The following is a 20,518-nucleotide window of genomic DNA, read 5'->3' on the forward strand; positions in this document are numbered from 1 at the left end:
GTAATTATATAAATTTAGGGGAGATATTTTATGAATGAAAAAAAGAGATTTAGTATTACAAGATATACTATTCTTATAGCAATTATGATAATTATTTTTTCCACAATAATCGTAAGGCTTTTTTTTCTTCAGGTAGTGAAAGGCAATGCGTACAAGGAGAAGGCAAGTAATAAATCTATAAAAGAAATTTCAGACATAGCTCCAAGGGGGGAAATTTTGGATTCTAAGGGCAATATTTTAGCTGCCAGTACCCAAGGATATATGTTGATATATAATCAAACTGATAATCAGGATAAAGTTTTTTTCAGTACTATGAATAAGGTATTTAAAATATTGGACGACAGTGGTGAAAGTCAGCGGGATGATTTTGAACTAAAGGTGAATCCTTATAGATTTGAATTTAGAAGTGATGATGAGGATACAAGAAAAAATCTTGAAGTTAAGTTCAAAAGAGATCGAGGATTAAATGAGGATTTAGAAAAAAACATCAAGAAAAAAAGTAAGAATATATCTGATGATGAACTTAAAGTACAGGTTAATAAAGAACTTTTGGATATGTCTCCAGAGGATACCTTCAAAAAGCTTATGAAGCGATATGGTATAAGTAATACTTATCCTCTCGAACAACAGAGAAGACTCATGATTATAAAAGATACTTTAAAAATGAATAGCTTTTCAGGATATAAACCTGTTATTGTGGCCAGCAATATAAAGAAAGAAACTGCCTTTAAATTTTTGCAAATATTAAATGAACTCCCAGGAATGGATGTGACCACGGAACCTATAAGATCTTATCCAAATGGAGATTTAGGATCCAACTTTTTAGGGTATATATCAAAAATATCTTCTAGTTATGAAAAATATACAGAAAAAGGATATGATGTAAATAGTGATTACATAGGGCAAGCAGGAATTGAAGGAGCTCTTGAGGACAGACTAAAAGGATCAAAAGGTGGAAGGATAGTAAAGCTGAATAAAAATGGGAAAATAACTGAAGAACTTGGGAAAAAAGAATCGTGTCCTGGACAGACAGTACAGCTTACTATAGATACAAATGTGCAAAAAGCTGCAGAAAATTCCCTTGAAAATACTCTGGCAGGTCTTAGGAGCCATCCTTATGAGCAGCAAGGATCAAATACTTCAAATGCCACAAGAGGAGCAGCTGTAGCAGTAAATGTAAATACGGGAGCAATAGTAGCAATGGCTCAAGTACCAAGATATGATCCAAATTTGTTTACGGTACCAGGAAATTTGAGTTCAGAAATGTACAATAAATATTTCAACCCCAATCTAGAACAATTTGGGAAAAATTATATTGAAACACGAGGAATTACATCTAATTATCCAGGGGAAAATGAGGATGAAGTGTTGAGTGAGCTTTTCCCAATTGATAAAAGCATAAAAAACAATACTACTATGAGAAAAGATGTATATGATATATATCCAAAACCTTTTTATAATTATGCAACTCAATCTCTTATTCCTCCAGGTTCTACTTTTAAACCTATGACTGCCATTGCAGGTCTTGAAACTGGAGTTATAACTCCAGATTTTACTGTAGATGATCAAGGAAAATTTGATCAGGGAGGAAAAATAGTAGAGTTTAAGTCGGATGGTCCTCAAGGAGTTGTAAATCTCATAACTGCCATAGAGAAATCCAGTAACCCCTATTTTATGACAGTTGCAGAAAAGCTTAGAAATGCGTTGGGAGATAATATTCTGGCAAAATATGCATGGAAGTTCGGATTGGGTATAGATCCAAACAGCAATGTTAAAGCTGCTACGGGAATAGAGATATCAGAAAAGTTTGGACAGGTATATAATACTGTGTCAAATAAAACTGCTTATGCTAGCACTTATCTTTGGAAAACTATGTCTGTGCTTAAAAATGGGCAAGATGACTACGGCCATAAGGTTGTTGCAATAAATTTATACGATAACAATAATGATTCAAAAGAAACAACTGAAATTAAAAATAGTATTAAAAATCTTATAAAAGATTGTATAAAAAATGGAACTAGTTCTTTTGACAAATCAAAATATAAGGAATTATTTTCAGAACTTACATCAAAGGATGCTAATAATAAAAAGGATATAAGTGACAGCCAGATGAATAGTTTAATCAGTTCAATATATAGTATTACTATTTCAGATGCCAATGCACAACTAAAAGTACCTGCAAATATAGAAAATGCTGCTATAGGTCAAGGATTAAATCAATTTACACCTCTTCAAATAGTGAATTATATTGCAACTCTTGCAAATGGAGGTACTAAATATAAACTACACTTGGTAGATCAATATCTAGATACAGATGGAAAAGTAATTGAAAAAATCAAGCCAGAGGTTATGAAAAAAACTGGTGTCAGTGCTGCAAATTTGGAATCTGTTAAAGAAGGGATGAATGCTGTTAATGAAAATGGTACAGCAGCTCATGTATTTAAAGGATTCCCAATAAGTGCAGCAGGTAAAACAGGTACTGCTCAAAGTCTTGGTAATCAAGAACAAGTTGGAAGAACGGACTATGCAGAGTATGTAGGATTTGCTCCTAGTGATAAACCAGAAATAGCAGTGTGTGTGGTTTTATTCGATGGTGGCCATGGAGGAGTTGGTGCAGCTTCTGTAGCTAAAGATATTTATTCTTCATACTTTAATATAAATAATAAAATTAAATGAATATTAATTGCTGCAGTACTATATTCCACTGTTTGAATAGTGTACTTAAATGCTCCTTTAGGTTTAACAAAAATTTGTGATTATTATCCTTTAGATAAGGAAAGTATATTAGTTATTAGAAACTATTGAATCATAGAAAATTAATTGTAATTAGCAAGTTTTTGATGAACAGTTAAGAGGAGATGTAGTGTAAATTGAGAGATGATTATAGGAATCTATTTAAATTCATAATAAAGGCATATTATAATGGAAACTTTGAAGAAGAAGTGATGTCATTTTTATTAGAGTCTAAAATGGATAAACAGGAATTGTGTAAGATTATATCTACATTGTGCGGCACTAATGTAGATTACAGCTCTAACTTTATAGAAAATTTAAAAAAAGCAATAAAGTCTTATAAACAAGATGGTAAAGTAGTCAATAAAGTTAAAGACTGTTCCATGGAATGTGTGAATGAAAAAGGTGAGATACTATGTCAAAAAACTTGTCCTTTTGATGCAATTTTTATAGACAATAAGAAAAATTGTGCTTACATAGATAAAGAAAAGTGTACCGATTGTGGTTTGTGTGTAGATGTTTGCCCTACTGGGGGAATAATGGATAAAGTTCAGTTCATTCCTCTTTTCGATATTTTAAAAAGTAAATCTCCAGTTGTAGCTATAGTGGCTCCTGCCATAATAGGACAGTTTAGGGAAGATGTTACTATGGATCAACTTAGGACTGCTTTTAAAAAACTGGGATTTACTGATATGATTGAAGTGGCATTTTTTGCGGATATGCTTACTTTAAAGGAATCTATTGAATTTGACAATCATGTAAAAGATGAAAGAGATTTTATGATAACTTCCTGCTGTTGTCCTATGTGGGTGGCTATGGTAAAAAAGGTATACAGTAATTTGGTTAAACACGTATCTCCCTCTGTATCTCCAATGGTTGCAGGAGGAAGAGTGCTTAAAAAGTTAAGCCCTTACTGCAAGGTAGTGTTTATAGGCCCTTGTATTGCTAAAAAATCTGAGGCAAAGGAAGAAGATATAAAAGGGGCAATAGATTTTGTACTTACTTTTGAAGAATTAAGAGATATATTTGATGCTTTTCATATAGTTCCATCTAAACTTGAAGGAGATTTTTCATCTAAATATGCTTCTAGAGGTGGAAGATTATATGCCCGCACAGGTGGAGTTTCTATTGCAGTAAGCGAAGCTGTGGAAAGGATTTTCCCTGAAAAGCATAAATTATTTAATGCAATTCAGGCAAATGGCATTAGAGAATGTAAAGAAATGCTTACCAAGGTGCAAAATGGAGAAATAAAAGCTAATTTTATTGAAGGAATGGGCTGTATTGGTGGATGTGTAGGTGGTCCCAAAGCAATTGCACTTAAGGATGAGGGTAGGGATCGAGTAAATAAATTTGCGCAAGATTCTGAAATAAAAGTTGCTGTAGATAGTGAATGTATGCATGGAGTATTACATGCTTTGGATATACATTCTATAGATGATTTTAAGGATGAGAAAAAAATAGAACTGTTAGAACGAGAATTTTAATTTATAGAGAGTTTCTAAACCAAAATCAACTTATACTCCGGATATTTTTTACAACCTTCAGCTCAGTTAAATATTTTGATAAGGCTAAGTAAAAAATTCTAAAAAGCTAAGAACTTTTGAAAACTCGTACCTCAGACAATTCAAAAGTCCTAAGTTTTTACGAATTTTTTTCTAAGACTTATTTGCAAAATATTTAAATGAGCTTCATTATTGTAAAAATATGCCTACGTATAAGTTGATTTTTAAGTTAGAAAGCGTATAAAATGTATGAGAAGATAAGTTCCTTTATTTGCTTCTTAGTAAATTATCTATACTATTAAAGTTATATCCCTTTTTATTAAGTACTTCTACCATCTGGTGCAGTGGTGAATTGCTTGAATAAGTGTAAGTTGGGTATCCATTTTTCTCTGTTGAAAGATTTATATAGTCAAACTCAATGTAGGGGTGGTAGAATAAACTTGCAACCGTACTGTCGCTTATTTCCCTTATTTTGTTCAACATATTTCTGCAATCACTTTTACCATCTACATATCCAAGAGGAGTTGGAATGTAAACAGCTTTTCTATGACTGTTTTCAAACTTTACAATATGTTTGGATTCTGTAAAACCTCCATTTATTGAATAAGGTTCATACATATAGTTGAAGGATTTTTCTATTGCTGTCATTTGTTCGGGTAGTATGGCATAATGTGGTGCTTCAAAAAAATCACAATTTATATCCAATGCCTTTGCTGTCTGTATAGCCTTTGCAATTCTATCCTTAGCATATTCAGCACTTGCTGGAATGTTATCTTTTTTACTTCGGTGAAATTCTATTGCGTCAATGCTTTTTGTATTTCCATATTGATGGGTATATCCATGAAGTCCTAAAATACCATTTTTATTTATCATGTAATCCAGTGTAAATACAAAATCAGCATTAAACATATTATTTTTCTCCAATAAATTGTTGTCTATATTCATGGAAGGATCAACATATCTTGGAACCCAGGCAACGTAAAATATTGTTCCTTTAGCATATAAATAATCAGTTACTATCCGCAATTTTTCCAAGGTTTCATGGGAGTTGTAAAGTCCTCCGGCAGAAATATCCTCTAATCTCAGTAAAGCTGCTTTTTTCTTTACATGGGTAGTACTTAAGGTAATTATATCCTTATTTTTGTAAAAGCATATTTCTGAACCTTTTTCATTCCAATAAGTTTTTAAGTTAAACATATTAGTAAAATCAAATAGGGATATATATATAATGTTTTGTTTTAAAAATACTTTGTGTCTTAACTTATGTGTTGTTCCATTTATTTTATAAGTAGTCCCTTTAGTATCAATAAGAGAACGTGTTGAGAGAAAATTTAATTCAGCTTTCCCATGTTTTATTGAAAATTTTCCATTTAAAGTACATACTATTTCATTTACAGGTATGTAATATATGTTGTTTTTTACACCTATAGGTAAGTCAATCTTAATTTTTTTGTTTTCATAAACTAAGTTTATAGGTGCTTTTTTTAAGTCGAAGCTGTCTAATGAAAAATTTTTATAGCTGGAGCTGCCTTTTACATTAAAAATACTGCTTTTAAAAATTATCGCACCCAATAATGTAAAAACAGTAAGTGCAATTATAATTGTTAATATAATAAATTTACGGCTTCTAATAATATCACTTCTTTCAAAAATCATACTTTAATACTATTTATTATATTGCTTTTATAGAAATATATGTATTAAGTTAAATTTAACTTATATGGTGCAAATTACATAAGGATTAAATATACGTCTATTAAGGTGAGTGAAATAATTTTATGTTATAATATAGTAAAATTTAGAACTCATAGTAAGTGTAAGTAAATGCTTAAAAGACATCATAAGTAGCCAATTATTTATGATGTTTTTGATGAAAGATTTGGAGGAGAATTAATGAGAATTTTACATACTTCTGATTGGCATTTGGGAAAAAATCTAGAGGGGCATAGTCGTATGGATGAACAGGAGGCTTTCCTCAAAGATTTTGTACATATAGTTTCGGATAACAATGTGGATTTAATAATTATTGCAGGAGATATTTATGATAGTCCTAATCCACCTGCAAGGGCGGAAAAAATGTTTTATGATACGCTAAAAAAACTGTCTTCAAATGGGGAGAGAGCAACTTTGGTTATAGCAGGCAATCATGATAATCCGGACAGGTTAGTAGCAGCAGGACCTTTAGCTAGAGATCATGGAATTATAATGGTGGGGACACCAAAATCTGTAGTGTCCATAGGAAATTATGGTAGACATACAGTTGTGAATTCAGGAGAAGGATTTATTGAAATTCATGTAAATGGAGAAAAAGCTGTCATACTTACAGTTCCTTTTCCAAGTGAAAAAAGGCTAAATGAAGTTTTATACGGAGATATGGATGATGAAGAGGAGAGGGCTAAGTCCTATGGTGATAGAATAAAGGCATTGTTTAGTAAATTAAGTGAAAATTATAGAGAGGATACTATAAATATAGTAGTATCTCATTTATTTACTATGGGTAGTGAAGAATCAGGCTCAGAGAGAAATGCCCAGCTTGGAGGAAGCTTTATTGTAGATTCAAGCTGTTTCCCTCAAAATGCCCAGTATATTGCACTTGGTCACGTACATAAACCTCAAATAGTACCAGCTACGGAAAAGAGGGCTAGGTATTCGGGATCTCCTTTAGAATACAATAAAAAGGAAATTCATTTTAAAAAGAAATGTTTCATTATAGATGTAAAAGCAGGAGAAAAGTGTATAGTAAAGGATATAGAATTTAAAACATATAAGCCCATAGAGGTGTGGAAATGTAAAAGTATTCAGGATGCAATAGAAAAATGTGAAGAAAATAAAGATAGGAATTGTTGGGTTTATTTGGAGATAACTACGGACAGGTATATAAGAGAAGATGAAATAAAAATAATGAAAACTACTAAGAAAGATATAATTGAAATTATGCCTAAAATAGCTGAAAAAAGCAATGACAATTTTGATATAAATAGTTTTTCGCAGAAATCCTTTAAGGATATTTTTAAAGAGTTTTATTTAAAAGAGAGAAAAGTAGAACCTCAGGAAGAATTAGTTAATATGTTATTGTCTGTTATGGAAGGTGACGAAAACAATGAAGCCAATTAGACTTAAAATAAAAGGATTAAACAGTTTTATAGAATCACAATGTATAGATTTTGGAAAATTAACCCAAAGAGGTTTGTTTGGAATATTTGGACCTACGGGAAGCGGAAAATCGACCATACTTGATGGTATGACTCTGGCCTTATATGGTGAAACATCCAGAAAAAGTTCAAATTACATCAATATAAATTGTAATACTTTAAGTGTTAGTTTTGAATTCCAGATATCTGGAAGAAATATAAAAAAATATAGAGTTGAAAGAGAATTTAAAAGAGACAATAAAACAGGCAGCCCTAGAAGTAAGTTAGCTAAAATAGTGGATGTTACAGATGATGTGGAAAAGATATTAGAAGAAGGAGCTAGAAATGTAACTGAAAAATGTGAGGATATTATTGGCCTTAGGTTAGAAGACTTTACAAGGACTGTAGTTTTGCCCCAGGGGAAATTTAATGAATTTTTAAGGCTTGAGGGAAAAGACAGAAGAAATATGCTTGAAAGACTTTTTAACCTTCAAGAATATGGTTATGAGCTTTCTGAAAAATTGTCAAAGAAAATAGGCAGGGAAAAAGATAAGGCAAATTTAATTGAAGGTGAGTTAAAAGGTTATGAAAATATAAATGAGAAAGTTTTGGAAGAGAAGAAAAATACACTTTGCGAATTAAATAAAAATTATGATAAGTGTCAAAGTGAACTAGTTAATTCACAAAATGAATTTAACGATGGAAAAGAGCTGTGGAACCTTCAAGAAGATTTGAAACATCAAGTTATAGAGCAGGAGAAACTTAAGAAAAGTGAAGTATACATAAATGAAATCCAGCAAAAAGTTTTATTAGGGGAAAGTGCGTCAAAAGTAAAACCTTATGTTGATGAATATGAAAATACACTTTCAAAAATTAGAAGTATAGAAGAAGAGATTTTGATTTTAAATGATACTATGGTATCTATAAAAAATAATAAAGATGAAATAGAGAGCAAATTAGAGAATGTCAAAAATAAAAGAAATAATGAATTGCCTAATTTAAAAATAAAGGAACAAAAGGCTATTGAGGCAATAGAAGAAAAGTCAGTTTTGAATATACTAATTCATGATAAAGAAAAATTAGAAAAAAATATTGCAGTTTTAAAACAAGATTTGCAAACTAACAGCAGGACTATAGAAAAAAGTGAGGTAGACATTAGTAGGATAAAATGTCAGATAAAAGATAGTGAAAATAAAATGCAGGTTTTGAAAATTCCCGAAGAGTATAAGAAAAAGATTAATGAAGGCATAGTGATTTTGAACAACCTTGAAAGTATTGGTGAACAGAAAAAAAGTACAGCTAGGGATATGGAAAGTTTGAAATCAAGTATTGAAACTGAAGAAAAGAAAAGTGAAATACTAGCTAAAAAAAATAATGAAAAATCCAATTTATTAGAAGATAATAATAAGTTATTGAATAATTTAATAGAGAACTGTCCTGGGGATCAAAACTCACTTTTAACTTTGCAGAAAAATTTAACAGATGTAAGAGATAAATGGAGTAAATATTATGAATATGAAGGTGATTTACACAGCAGCACTACTTTAATAGAAAAACTTAAAATTGAGCTTCAAAACAAGAAAAGTGAAAAAGGTAATTTGGAAAATGAAATTGAAGAAATAGATAAAAAAGTAAAAAAGATTGAAGCTGAAAATTTGGCACATACTTTGAGGAAATCTTTAGTAGAAGGAGAGCCCTGTCCTGTATGTGGATCAGTTCATCATGTTGTAGAAAATGTTATAATTTTAGACTCAAATAATTTGAAAGAACTAAAACTTGATTTAGATGCAAAAATTCAAAAAAGTAATAAACTAAATAATGAAATAGTGAAAATAGATACGAATATTAAAGTACAAAAAGAAAACACAGCAGACAGACATAAAAAAATGAAAGAATTAGGTGAGAATTTTAAAGCATTTCCTTTAAAAGATGTTGAAAGTAAGTTTAATAATTTAAAGAAAGCTGTGGATGAATTTAATAATAAAAAAATAGCTCTGGAAAATAAGATTAAAATTTTAAATCAAGATAAAAATATCATAGAAATTGAGTACAGTAAATCAGTTACGAGAAAGGTAGAAAACAGGTCTCAGCTTCAAAAGTTACAGGAAAGTTTTCAGAAAATAGACCAGAAGTGTGCAAAAGTAAATAGAGAATATAAATCATTGAAACAAGAACTTGGTATTTGTAATTTTAAAGAAAAGAATGAGGAAATCCTTGAAAAGGAGAAAAGTAGAACATTACTTGAAAATGTTATAAAAAATCTAAGAAAAGATTTAGAAATTGAGCAAAGAAAAAAAGAGAGCTTAAATGAAAAATTAATGACTTTACAGACGCAGTTAAGCAAAAACAGTGCTACCTTCGTAGAAAAAAATAAAAGCATAGTGGAAAAAGAAAATAGTATAAAAGATAAAGCCTGTGGTAGGGAAGACTTAGAAAATTTAAAAAGAGAAATATCAGGTAACATAAAAAAAATAGAGTATGAATATGAGGAGATAGAAAAAAACAACAAAAAAATAGAAAAGCAGTATAATGAATGCAGCAGCAGCATAATAGCAGCTCAGAAAAATTTAGTTAGCTTAAATGAGAGATGTACAGATGACCTGGAAAATTTAAGAAAGGCTTTATCAGAAGAAAAAATTCAAAATATGGTTGAGGCTAAAAATAACTATATGCCTAAAGATAAAATTGAGGAACTTAAGATTAAAATAGAACAATATAGAAATGCAAGTGCTAAAATAATTGGTACTATAGAAAACCTTAATACAAAAATAGGTGACAGGAGTTTAAGTGAAGATAGATGGATTGAAATACAAAGTACTAGAGATAAAAATATTGAAACTTTAGAAAAGTTAAAAAAAGACAAAATAGAATTTGAAAGGGAAGTCAAGGATATAGACGAAAAAATAGGTCAGCTTACAAAACTTTTAAATAAAAAACAGAAACTAGAACATGAATTAAGTCTTTTAGATGATTTGGATAAACTGTTCAAAGGGAAAAAATTTGTAGAATTTGTAGCCCAGAATCAGCTGAAATATATATCCATAGAAGCAGACAAGAGGTTAAAGGAAATTACCTGTGGAAATTATGGATTGGAAGTTGATAAGGATGGCAGATTTATTATAAGGGATTATAAAAATGGTGGAGCACAAAGAGATGCATCTACTTTATCTGGAGGAGAGACTTTTGTAACATCACTGGCACTGGCGCTAGCACTATCTGCCCAAATACAATTAAAGGGAAGTGCGCCGCTAGAACTATTCTTCCTGGATGAAGGTTTTGGAACTCTTGATGATAACCTTCTGGAGGTGGTTATGGATTCCCTGGAGAAAATTCATAATGACAGGTTGTCCATAGGTATAATAAGTCATCTTGAATCAATTAAAGATAGGATGCCTGTAAAGCTTATAGTTACTCCTGCAGAGTCAGGAATGGGTGGAAGCAAAGTTAAAATAGAAATAAATTAATTATGAAATCATTGGAATTATTTATTGACATTGATTTAAACTTATAGTAAACTCGTGTTTAAAGATAAAAGCAATGACAGGACTAGTAGATATGTTAAATATTTTAAAGAGAGTGGGGCAAGGTGAAATCCCATAAATATACATATCTAAGATCACCCTGGAGCTGTAGGCTGAATATATTGTAAGCTGATCCGGCTTGTATAGGCCGTTATATGAATCAAGTAGAAATTGGGTGGTACCGCGACAGACTTTTTCGCCCCAGCGAAAGAGAGCTGTTTTTTTTATACACCAAAAGGAAATTTTATCCGATCACTACCATTGCTAACCCCCCCATCTTCTATTGAAGTGGGGGGTAAGCACTGCTACGTGCCTGGATAAGTTCTTCTAAGGTTCAGCTGGAGAAAGTCATCTTTATAAGCAAACTCCATCTGAACCTAAGAATCACTTGATTAATTAGGTTGGAGGTGTAGTAGATATTGCTTTATTTGTCGCCTTTACATTGATAACGCGGTGAAGCTTTGTTCGATATAAGTATGACAGCATATCAGTTAATTTAAAAAAATTTACAGAAGGGATGGAGACTTGGTAATGAATATTGTAGTTTTAATTAAACAGGTTCCTGATATGGAAAAAGTAAAATTTGACAGAGAAAAGGGAGTAGTGGATCGTAAATCTGCAGGTGTAGAGATCAATCCGTTTGATCTAAATGCACTGGAAGCAGCAGTGCAAATAAGTGAAAAAATTGATGCTAAGGTTACAGTAGTAAGCATGGGACCTCCAAGTGCAGATCAGGCCTTAAGGGAATGCATTGCAAGAGGTGCTAATGAAGGAATTCTTATAAGCGATGTAAAATTTGGGGGGTCAGATACTAAGGCCACATCATCTATACTTGCAAGTGCAATAAAAAAAATAGGCAGCTGTGATTTGGTCATTGCTGGAGAAAAAACTGTGGATGGAGATACAGGACAGGTTGGACCTGAAGTTGCAGAATTTTTGGATGTACCTCATGCAAGTTATGTAAGTAAGATTACAGATGCAAGTGATGATAAAATTGAAGTTTGTTCTGAAATATGGGAAGGAACTTATTTAAAAAGTGTAAAGTTACCAGCTTTAATTACAGTTACTAAAGATATAAATGAACCAAGGCTTCCGAGCTTTAAAAATAAAATGAAAGCTAGAAAGGCAGAAATACAGACTTTAAAATTTGAAGATTTAAAGGAATATACAGATGCTGATAAAGTTGGTTTTAAAGGATCACCTACAAAGGTTAAAAAGATAGAAGTACCCAAAATACAGAAAAGACAAGGAAAAATTTATAGAGAAGCGGATGCAGCTAAGGCAGAAGATGAACTTGTAGATATATTTAGAAAAAAGAAAATTTTGGAGGCATAATGATATGGAAAAGGAATATAATGGAGTTTTAGTATTTGCAGAACAGAAAAAAGGGGAAATCCATAAAGTAAGTTATGAACTTCTTGGAAAAGCTAGGGAACTTGCAGGTAAGTTAGATATACCTGTGTACAGTGCACTTTTAGGACCTTGTGGTATTAAAGCTGAGGAACTTATATACAGGGGTGCAGATAAGGTATTTTATGTTGAAGATGATATATTTAATGCACCGGAAGAGACAGTTTATAAAACTAACCTGGAAAATTTGATTAAGAAAATTAAACCTGAAATTTGTTTAATAGGCGCAACAAGTCTTGGGAGATCACTGGCACCTAGGCTTGCAGCTTCTCTTGAAACAGGGCTTACAGCAGATTGTACAGGCCTTGAAATAGATGAAGATGGAAAGCTTATACAAATAAGGCCCGCCTTTAGTGAGAATATATTGGCACATATAAAGTCAGACACATATCCACAGATGTCTACAGTAAGATATAAGGAATTTAATGAAAGCAAGAGAGATGAAAATAGAAAAGGTGAAATTGTGAAGGTAGATGCAGTTAAGCCTGAAAATGAACTTGTAAAAGTTATAAAAGAATTGAAATCCCAGGAAGTAAACATCTCTGATGCAAGTGTTGTAGTTGCAGCAGGCAAAGGATTAAAAAAAGCAGAAGATATGGCTATGATAAAAGAACTTGCTGACTTACTTTCTGGGGTAGTAGGAGCTAGCAGGGAGATAGTTGATGATGGCTTTATATCTAAGGACTTCCAGGTAGGCTACAGTGGAAACAGGGTAAAACCTAAATTATATATAGCTTGTGGAATTTCAGGGGCTCCACAGCATTTAGCAGGAATGAAGGAATCAGACTTTATTGTTGCAATTAATACAGATCCATCAGCTCCAATATTTAATGTAGCTGACTATGGAATAGTAGATGATATGTACAAGGTAGTACCTGATTTAATTAGTAAAATAAAGCAGGGAAGTTTAGAAACTGTAAGCTGTTAAAATAAAAAAGGGGGCATTAAAAATGAATACTGATTTAATAAAAAATTCACCAGAAAAAGTAGTTGAAAGTTTAAGAAAAGTTGTAGGAGATGATTGGGTTACTAACGATTTATCTCAAATGCAGGGTTATCTTTATGATGAGACTGAAACATTACTTCGTCCAGAAGCATGTAAAGATTGTGTGGTAGTTAAACCAGCTTCACCTGAGGAAATATCAGAAGTGTTAAAGTATGCAAATAAGGAAGTATTGCCTGTAATCGTCAGGGGCGGCGGTACAGGAGTAGTTGCTGGAGCAATACCAACACAGCCAAGCATTATTTTATCCTTGGAGAGACTAAATAAGGTTGTTGAATTTGACGAAAAGAATCTTATGATTACTTTAGAATCTGGAGCAACGCTGTCTCAACTACTTGAAGAACTAAATAAGAATGGCAAATTATTTTTTCCTGTACATCCGGGAGATGAAGGTGCACAAGTGGGAGGCATGGTTGCAGCAAACGCAGGTGGTACAAGGGCTGTAAAGCATGGAATTATGAGAAATCATGTTAAAGCGTTGGAAGTAGTTCTTGCCACAGGAGAGATAATTACTTTAGGTGGAAAATTACTAAAAAATAATATGGGTTATGATCTGCTTCAACTTATGATAGGAAGTGAAGGAACTCTTGGCATTATTACAAAAGTAACGCTCAGGCTATATGCAAGAAGTAAATGCAATGGAACATTACTGGTTTCATTTAACAGCCAGAGAGATGCTTGTGATGCAGTACCTGAAATACTGCAAGAGGGAATCACACCTCTTGCCATTGAATACATGGATAGAGTAATATCTGAAAAAGCAGCAGAGCAGCTTGGAACTACCTGGCCTGCAGCTAAAGGTTCTGTGGATTTGATGTTCATACTGGATGAATGCAGTGAAGATGATTTGTATTCTAATAGTGAAAAAGTTGTAGAAATATGTGAAAAACATGGTTCTGTAGATAGCATTGTAGCGGAAACTGAAAAGGATCAGAGACATCTTTTGCAGATAAGAAGCAATGCATATGGTCCTTATAAAGATAATATAGCAGATATTATGGATGTAGCTGTACCACCGTCTTCTGTACCTGATTTCTTTGATGATGTAAAAAGGTTGACTAAAGAGTATGGCAATGAAATTGTATCCCTTGGCCATATAGGAGATGGAAATATTCATAACTTTATCATGGGTGACAATGGCAAACTCCCTGCTAATTATGAGCAGCTTAAAGAAGAAATATACAAGACTGCAATAAAGTATGGTGGAACAATAACAGCAGAGCATGGTACAGGAAAGACTAGAAAGAAGCATATGCCTCTTCAATTTAGTCAGGCTGAAATAAGTATCATGGAGAATATCAAAAGAGCTTTTGACCCAAATAGTATTTTAAGTCCTGGAAATATAGTGGATTAAAAGTTATATCAATTTCTAATTCTAATAAGAGTCTGTGTTAGCTCATTATGTGCTGTGAGTAGCACAGGCTTTTTGAATATTAAATTTCCAGTATAACGTTGAAAAAGGAGATGTGTGTAGTATGAAAACCATAAAAAATATATCTGCCATTGGATTAGGAGCTATTGGATGTGCCTACACCAGTAAATTGTATGATTTTAATCCAGAAGGAATAAAATTTATAGCTGGAGAAGAAAGGGCTGAAAGGTACAAAAAAAGTGGATTTATAATTAACGGGAAAAAGTATAATTTTACGTATATAGATCCAAAGGAAAAATGCCAGCCAGCAGATTTGATTATTGTCTCCGTAAAGTCAAATCAGTTAACTCAAGCTATTTGTGATATGAGAAACCATGTAGGAGAAAATACTATCATAATTTCTCTTATGAATGGTATTACTAGTGAGGAGATTATAGGAAAAGAATATGGAATGGATAAGATGCTTTATGGCTTATGCATTGGCATTGATGGAAATCGTAAGAAAAACAATATCAGTTTTTCTAATATTGGAAATATAACCTTTGGAGAAAAGGTAAATAAAGTTTATTCAGAAAAAGTACAAAAAGTAAAGACTCTCTTTGACAATGCAAAAATTCCTTATAAAATTCCAGAAGACATGATGCGTGCTCTGTGGTATAAGTTTATGGTAAATGTAGGCATAAATCAAACTTCAGCAGTTCTTAGAGCAACTTATGGTGTATTTCAAACTAAAAATGAGGCTAAAGAACTTATGGAATCTGCAATGTGGGAAGTGGTAAAATTATCACAAAAAGTAGGGGTTAATTTAAGCAAAAATGATATAGAAGAATGGCAAAAAGTGTTAAATACTCTAGGACGTGACAGCAGGACCTCAATGTGTCAGGATATTGTATATGGCAGAAAAACTGAAGTTGATATATTTGCAGGTACTGTTTGTAAGTTAGGAGAGAAATATGGTGTAGACACTCCTGTTAACAGGACACTTTTAAATATAATAAAGTTAATTGAATAGGTAAATTTTATACCCTTTTAAGGGTATATTTTTTTACGCTTTTTTAAAAAATGGGTAAATATTATCATTATAGCATTGTTATGCCAATTAGTTTATTGTAAAATAGAATAGAATTGAGTTTAAAGTAAAATTCATTGAAGCTTAGGGGAAATTGAGGGGGTTTTAGTGTGAATAAAAGTCCTGTAACTGTTTTAAAAGAAAAATGTACAGGTTGTAATAAGTGTATAAGAACTTGTCCTATTCTTGGTGCAAATGTTACAGCAACTGAAAATGGTGTAAGTAAGGTTTACATAGATGAGGAAAAATGTATTGGATGTGGTGAGTGTGTAAAGGTTTGCGAACATGGGGCTAGAGACTTTAAAGATAGTACTGAAGACTTTTTTAAGGATTTGAAAAGAGGCAAAAAAATAACAGTAATAGCTGCACCATCTATTATAGTTAATATTAAAAATTACAAGAAATTTTTTGGATATCTTAAATTTTTAGGAATATCTATAATTTATGATGTTTCTTTCGGTGCAGATATTACTACCTGGGCTTATCTAAAAGCAATGAAGGAGAATAATATTTCTTCTTTAATATCTCAGCCATGCCCTATTGTAGTTAATTATATTGAAAAATATAAGCCTGAATTAATAGAATATTTAGCTCCTATACACAGTCCTATGATGTGTACTGCTGTTTACTTGAAAAAATATAAGCATATATGTGAAGATATAGCTTTTCTGTCACCTTGTATTGGCAAGCTAATTGAAATCAATGATAAGAATACAGATGGGTATGTGAAATATAATGTAACCTATAAAAAGATTTTAGATTATTTGAGAGATAATAATGTGAATTTGAACAATTACGATGAAGTTGAATTTGATAATGTTCCTGCTTCCCTTGGGGTTGTTTACAGTTTACCAGGTGGATTAAAAGCAAATGTAAAAGCTAGAACTGAAGAATTACATGTTCTTCAGGTAGAGGGACATAAAGAGGCAATAGAGTACTTGAATAAGTACTCTGATAGAGTTAAAGCTAATAAGCTTCTACCTAGTTTACTAGATATTTTAAATTGCAAAAATGGATGTAATATAGGTACAGCTTCCTTAGACAATTTAACAGAATATGATATTCAATATAGGTTTCATGATATGAAGATGGAAAAGTTAAGAGAAAAAACTGGCCTGTTTAAGAAAAAAATCAAATCAATAGATGAGTACTTTGATAAAAATCTTAATTTAAATGATTTCGTAAGGAAGTATACTGCACAGAAGGTTAAAAAAATAATTGAACCTACTCAAAAAGATTATGACAACATATTTAATGAGATGATGAAAACTACAACTTTGGGAAAAGAATTTAACTGTTCTGCTTGTGGATATGGTACTTGCAAAGAAATGGTAAAGATGATTTTTAACGGTATAAATTCTAAGGAAAATTGTATTTATTATGTGAAGAAAAAAATCAATATGGAATATAGCGAATTGGAAGAAAAAAATGAAGAGGTCAAAGAATCTATAAATCAAATAACTGTATTAGCTGAGGAAAGACAACGAAAATCAGATGAAATAATTAAATTTGCAAATACTCTGTTGGCAGCTATAAATGAAGTGAGTAAAGGGAATGAGGAAAGTGCATCTGCAATCCAAGATATAGTAGAAGAATTAAAGTCAATAATGGATATATCAAGTAAGTTAAAGGAAAATATTCATCAAATAAATGAAAAGTTAGATAAATTCACGGATTCATCAGATAGTATTGTGGCTATTTCAGAGCAGACTAATTTACTTTCGCTAAATGCCGCAATAGAAGCAGCGCGGGCAAATGAACATGGGAAAGGTTTTGCGGTAGTAGCAGATGAAGTAAAAAAGCTAGCAGAGCAATCTAAAACTACTGCACAATCTACTAAAAATGAAGAAAATGAAATGATGCAATCTATTTTAAAGGTTATTGAAGTATCTGATTTATTACAGAACAAAATGGATAACATAAATAACGATATATTAACTATATCTGAAACTATCCAAGAAATAAGTGCTAAGAGTCAAGAGATAGTTTCTAGCTCTGAAAAGTTAATAAATAGTGAGTCACATTAATTTAATTGAAGCCATTGTGAAAAACTGAGTTATACCATATATAACTCAGTTTTTTACTGACCAAATTAGAAAGTATAAGACAAGTGAGTTGACCTTAATTGAAAAAGGATATATTATGTAATATGACGCTTATGATATTACTGCAAAATTTTATATTAATAACTATACTTACGTGTACCACAGCTGCAATTTTGGACAAAAGCTGTCATCTTTTGCATTAGCGGATGCACTTGGTAAATTTAAAGATGAAGATGGTGGGATGAACAGATGGTAGTATTAAATGCAATTGGAAGTGTGCTTAGCATAGTAATTATGATATGCACAGGATGTGTGCTTACAAAATTTAAATGGCTTAATGAGAACATATCAAAAGTATTTTCAAAATTAGTGTGCAATGTAGCCCTTCCTTGCCTTATGATTTCTAATTTAATGGGTAATTTTACAAGAGATAAATTGGATCATATAGGGAAAGGACTTATTATACCAGTTCTATCTATGGCTATAGGTTATATACTAGCTATATTGATTTCTAAGATCATAAAGGTGAAAAAGGAGAGAACTGGTACATTTAGGTCTATGTTTTTTGTATCTAATTCCATATTTATTGGACTCCCTATAAATTTGGCATTGTTTGGTTCAAAAAGTGTTCCCTATGTGCTTTTATACTATATAGCAAATACTACTTTTTTTTGGACAATAGGTGCTTATGGAATAAGCTCAGATGGACAAGCTGATAAAAAAACAAGTATTTTTTCAAAGGAAACTTTAAATAGAATATTTTCTCCTCCACTTATGGGATTTATAATAGCAATGATATTTATATTTTGTGGAATAAAACTTCCTAAGTTTGTTATGGATACATGTAAATACTTTGGAGATATGACGACTCCACTTTCTATGTTGTTTATAGGGATAACAATTTACTATGTGGATATAAAGAAAATGAAGATGAGTAAAGATATATTTTTTGTTCTAATAGGAAGGTTTATTATATCACCAGTTTTAATAATATTTCTGGCAGGTTTCTTTCCTATACCTGAGCTCATGAAAAAAGTGTTTATAATACAAGCTGCTATGCCAGTAATGACAAATACTTCTATAGTGGCAAAGGCATATGGTGCTGACTATGAATATGCAGCAGTGGTTACATCATTGACAACGGCCTTAAGTTTACTAGTTATTCCTATATATATGGCTATAATATAGTTGAGAGTTAGCATTTACTCTCAACTTTCAATTATCAACTTTTCACTTAACTATGATACACTTATTTCTAAAATTAATAAAATTATACACTACTAAATAATAAAGTAAACACGTAAAAACAAATTAAAATACAATTGCAGTTTTATAGTTATCGGATAATTGGATAAAAAAGATAAAATATGAAAATACATTAGTATTAAATTTTAATATTTAAATTACATACACACACTAAATTTTTTTGATAAAATAAATTAAAAAACAAATAAACTTAAAATAGAGTATAAAAAAAACAGACATACACCCCAATGGGGCGAAGGTCTGTCGCTGTACCACCCAAATTATTACTCGTATATATAACGGCTGTGCCGGCATAACTTACTTTATATAAAGTTCAGTCTGCAACTTAGGAGTGATTTTCAACAACTGTAGCTTATGGGTTTCCACCAAATCCCCATTCTCTGAAAGCATATCTTTGTTTACTCTTCTCCGTCATCGTTTTTTTATTTGCACTAACTATACTATAAAAAAATATGTATGTCAACAATTTTTTTATATATTTTGCTTAATTTATCTGATGGCTACCTAATGTAATACTCTCACGCACACAGCGAAATCGACTATCACCAAATCAAAGATTTGGTGATAGTCGATTTTCTTACTAAGTAAGATTCATTGATAATTACTCAAAATTGTTAATCATAAATATTGCTTTGTTTTCTATAAGGTATTCATTTTAAATTGAAATATTACCAATATGCTTTAGAATATAAGTTAAGTTTTGAGTTGTAAACTTTATTTGAGTATTTGCTTTTATGAAATTATGAAAAATATTTTTTACGGTAATATAATGTAGGAAAAACATAATGCAATAAAAAAACAAAGAAAGTTTTAGAAAAACTATTGACATTATTCTCATAAGGTATTATTATCGTCACATACACTAAATATTGATAAAGTAAATTTCAAAAACAAATAAATTTTTCAAAGTGATTTAAAACTAATTAGGTTTATTTTAGTATTAATAAAATAAATAGTGGTATTTATTAGTTATATCCATGGGGGTTATTTCTAATTGATATTTTGAATTGGTACAATTGTAGAGTATAAAGACAATGATAGGGAAGAGTAAATAGGAAGTATTTCTTAGAGAGTGAGATTTTGGTGAAAACTCATAAATATGACTATTGAAGGTAGCCTTGGAGTCGTGAGCTGAAACTAAGTAGGCTTTACCGGTAAAACCGTTATTACTTTGAGTAAAAAATTGGGTGGTACCGCGCGACCAAACTTCTCGCCCCAAGCAGAGAATGTTGGTTGTTTTTTTATACAAAAAATTAGTGGTAATTGTTCAAATGCTGGTTCTTAAAATTGAAATAAATTATTTTACAATTAAATAATTTATAAAATATAGAATATATGCACTTGCAATAGTCATAAAATTCTTAATTATGGGAATTAAAAGTCATTTTTTAAATATCAAATAGTATATTATTTAAATATTTAAAGTATTAAAAAATTCAATATATATAAAAATAGTATAAATAAAT

General features: G+C 31.2%; 11 protein-coding genes and 3 other annotated features. Of the genes, 10 read left to right on the plus strand and 1 reads right to left on the minus strand.

Annotated features, from left to right (window positions below):
* The first annotated feature begins 30 nt into the window (after window positions 1-30).
* Together B5S50_RS21180 and B5S50_RS21185 are read left to right on the plus strand one after the other, a co-directional pair.
* Entirely contained in the window at window positions 31-2,676 is a 2,646-nt protein-coding gene (locus B5S50_RS21180) for a penicillin-binding transpeptidase domain-containing protein (protein ID WP_217302763.1), read from the plus strand.
* A gap of 194 nt (window positions 2,677-2,870) precedes the next feature.
* Entirely contained in the window at window positions 2,871-4,217 is a 1,347-nt protein-coding gene (locus tag B5S50_RS21185) for a [Fe-Fe] hydrogenase large subunit C-terminal domain-containing protein (protein WP_217302764.1), read from the plus strand.
* Between the two features lie 285 nt (window positions 4,218-4,502).
* On the opposite strand, the gene B5S50_RS21190 is transcribed toward B5S50_RS21185, so the two are convergent.
* Window positions 4,503-5,891, minus strand: coding sequence for a DUF2334 domain-containing protein (locus B5S50_RS21190; RefSeq protein WP_254306648.1), 1,389 nt, complete (start codon window positions 5,889-5,891; stop codon window positions 4,503-4,505).
* A gap of 237 nt (window positions 5,892-6,128) precedes the next feature.
* On the opposite strand from B5S50_RS21190, the gene B5S50_RS21195 reads away from it, so the two are divergent.
* The 8 genes from B5S50_RS21195 (at window position 6,129) to B5S50_RS21230 (ending at window position 18,974) form a co-directional block, all read left to right on the plus strand.
* Complete coding sequence (locus B5S50_RS21195) at window positions 6,129-7,349, plus strand: exonuclease SbcCD subunit D (RefSeq protein WP_217302765.1); 1,221 nt, start codon at window positions 6,129-6,131, stop codon at window positions 7,347-7,349.
* Entirely contained in the window at window positions 7,336-10,830 is a 3,495-nt protein-coding gene (locus B5S50_RS21200) for an AAA family ATPase (protein WP_065078793.1), read from the plus strand. Before B5S50_RS21195 ends, B5S50_RS21200 begins: the two co-directional genes overlap by 14 nt.
* A gap of 64 nt (window positions 10,831-10,894) precedes the next feature.
* Window positions 10,895-11,094: a binding site (T-box leader), on the plus strand.
* A 324-nt stretch (window positions 11,095-11,418) separates the two neighbouring features.
* A complete protein-coding gene (locus B5S50_RS21205; RefSeq protein WP_065078792.1) occupies window positions 11,419-12,222 on the plus strand; it encodes an electron transfer flavoprotein subunit beta/FixA family protein in 804 nt (267 codons plus the stop codon).
* 4 nt (window positions 12,223-12,226) lie between these two features.
* Window positions 12,227-13,225 (plus strand): electron transfer flavoprotein subunit alpha/FixB family protein, encoded by a 999-nt coding sequence (locus B5S50_RS21210; RefSeq protein ID WP_065078791.1) that lies wholly within the window; start codon window positions 12,227-12,229, stop codon window positions 13,223-13,225.
* Between the two features lie 22 nt (window positions 13,226-13,247).
* Window positions 13,248-14,654 carry an FAD-binding oxidoreductase gene (locus B5S50_RS21215; protein ID WP_217302766.1) on the plus strand — a complete coding sequence of 469 codons (1,407 nt, stop codon included), beginning with the start codon at window positions 13,248-13,250 and terminating at the stop codon, window positions 14,652-14,654.
* 121 nt (window positions 14,655-14,775) lie between these two features.
* A complete protein-coding gene (locus B5S50_RS21220; protein ID WP_217302767.1) occupies window positions 14,776-15,684 on the plus strand; it encodes a ketopantoate reductase family protein in 909 nt (302 codons plus the stop codon).
* Window positions 15,685-15,851: 167 nt separating this feature from the next.
* Window positions 15,852-17,768: a [Fe-Fe] hydrogenase large subunit C-terminal domain-containing protein gene (locus B5S50_RS21225; protein ID WP_217302768.1), complete on the plus strand. Its 1,917-nt coding sequence runs from the start codon at window positions 15,852-15,854 to the stop codon at window positions 17,766-17,768.
* Window positions 17,769-18,035: 267 nt separating this feature from the next.
* Entirely contained in the window at window positions 18,036-18,974 is a 939-nt protein-coding gene (locus B5S50_RS21230; RefSeq protein ID WP_217302769.1) for an AEC family transporter, read from the plus strand.
* A gap of 303 nt (window positions 18,975-19,277) precedes the next feature.
* Window positions 19,278-19,476 (minus strand) — a binding site (T-box leader).
* Between the two features lie 601 nt (window positions 19,477-20,077).
* Window positions 20,078-20,273, plus strand: a binding site (T-box leader).
* Window positions 20,274-20,518 lie beyond the last annotated feature (245 nt).

The sequence above is a fragment of the Clostridium sp. 001 genome, from assembly GCF_019056555.1.
Lineage (GTDB): Bacteria > Bacillota > Clostridia > Clostridiales > Clostridiaceae > Clostridium_B > Clostridium_B ragsdalei.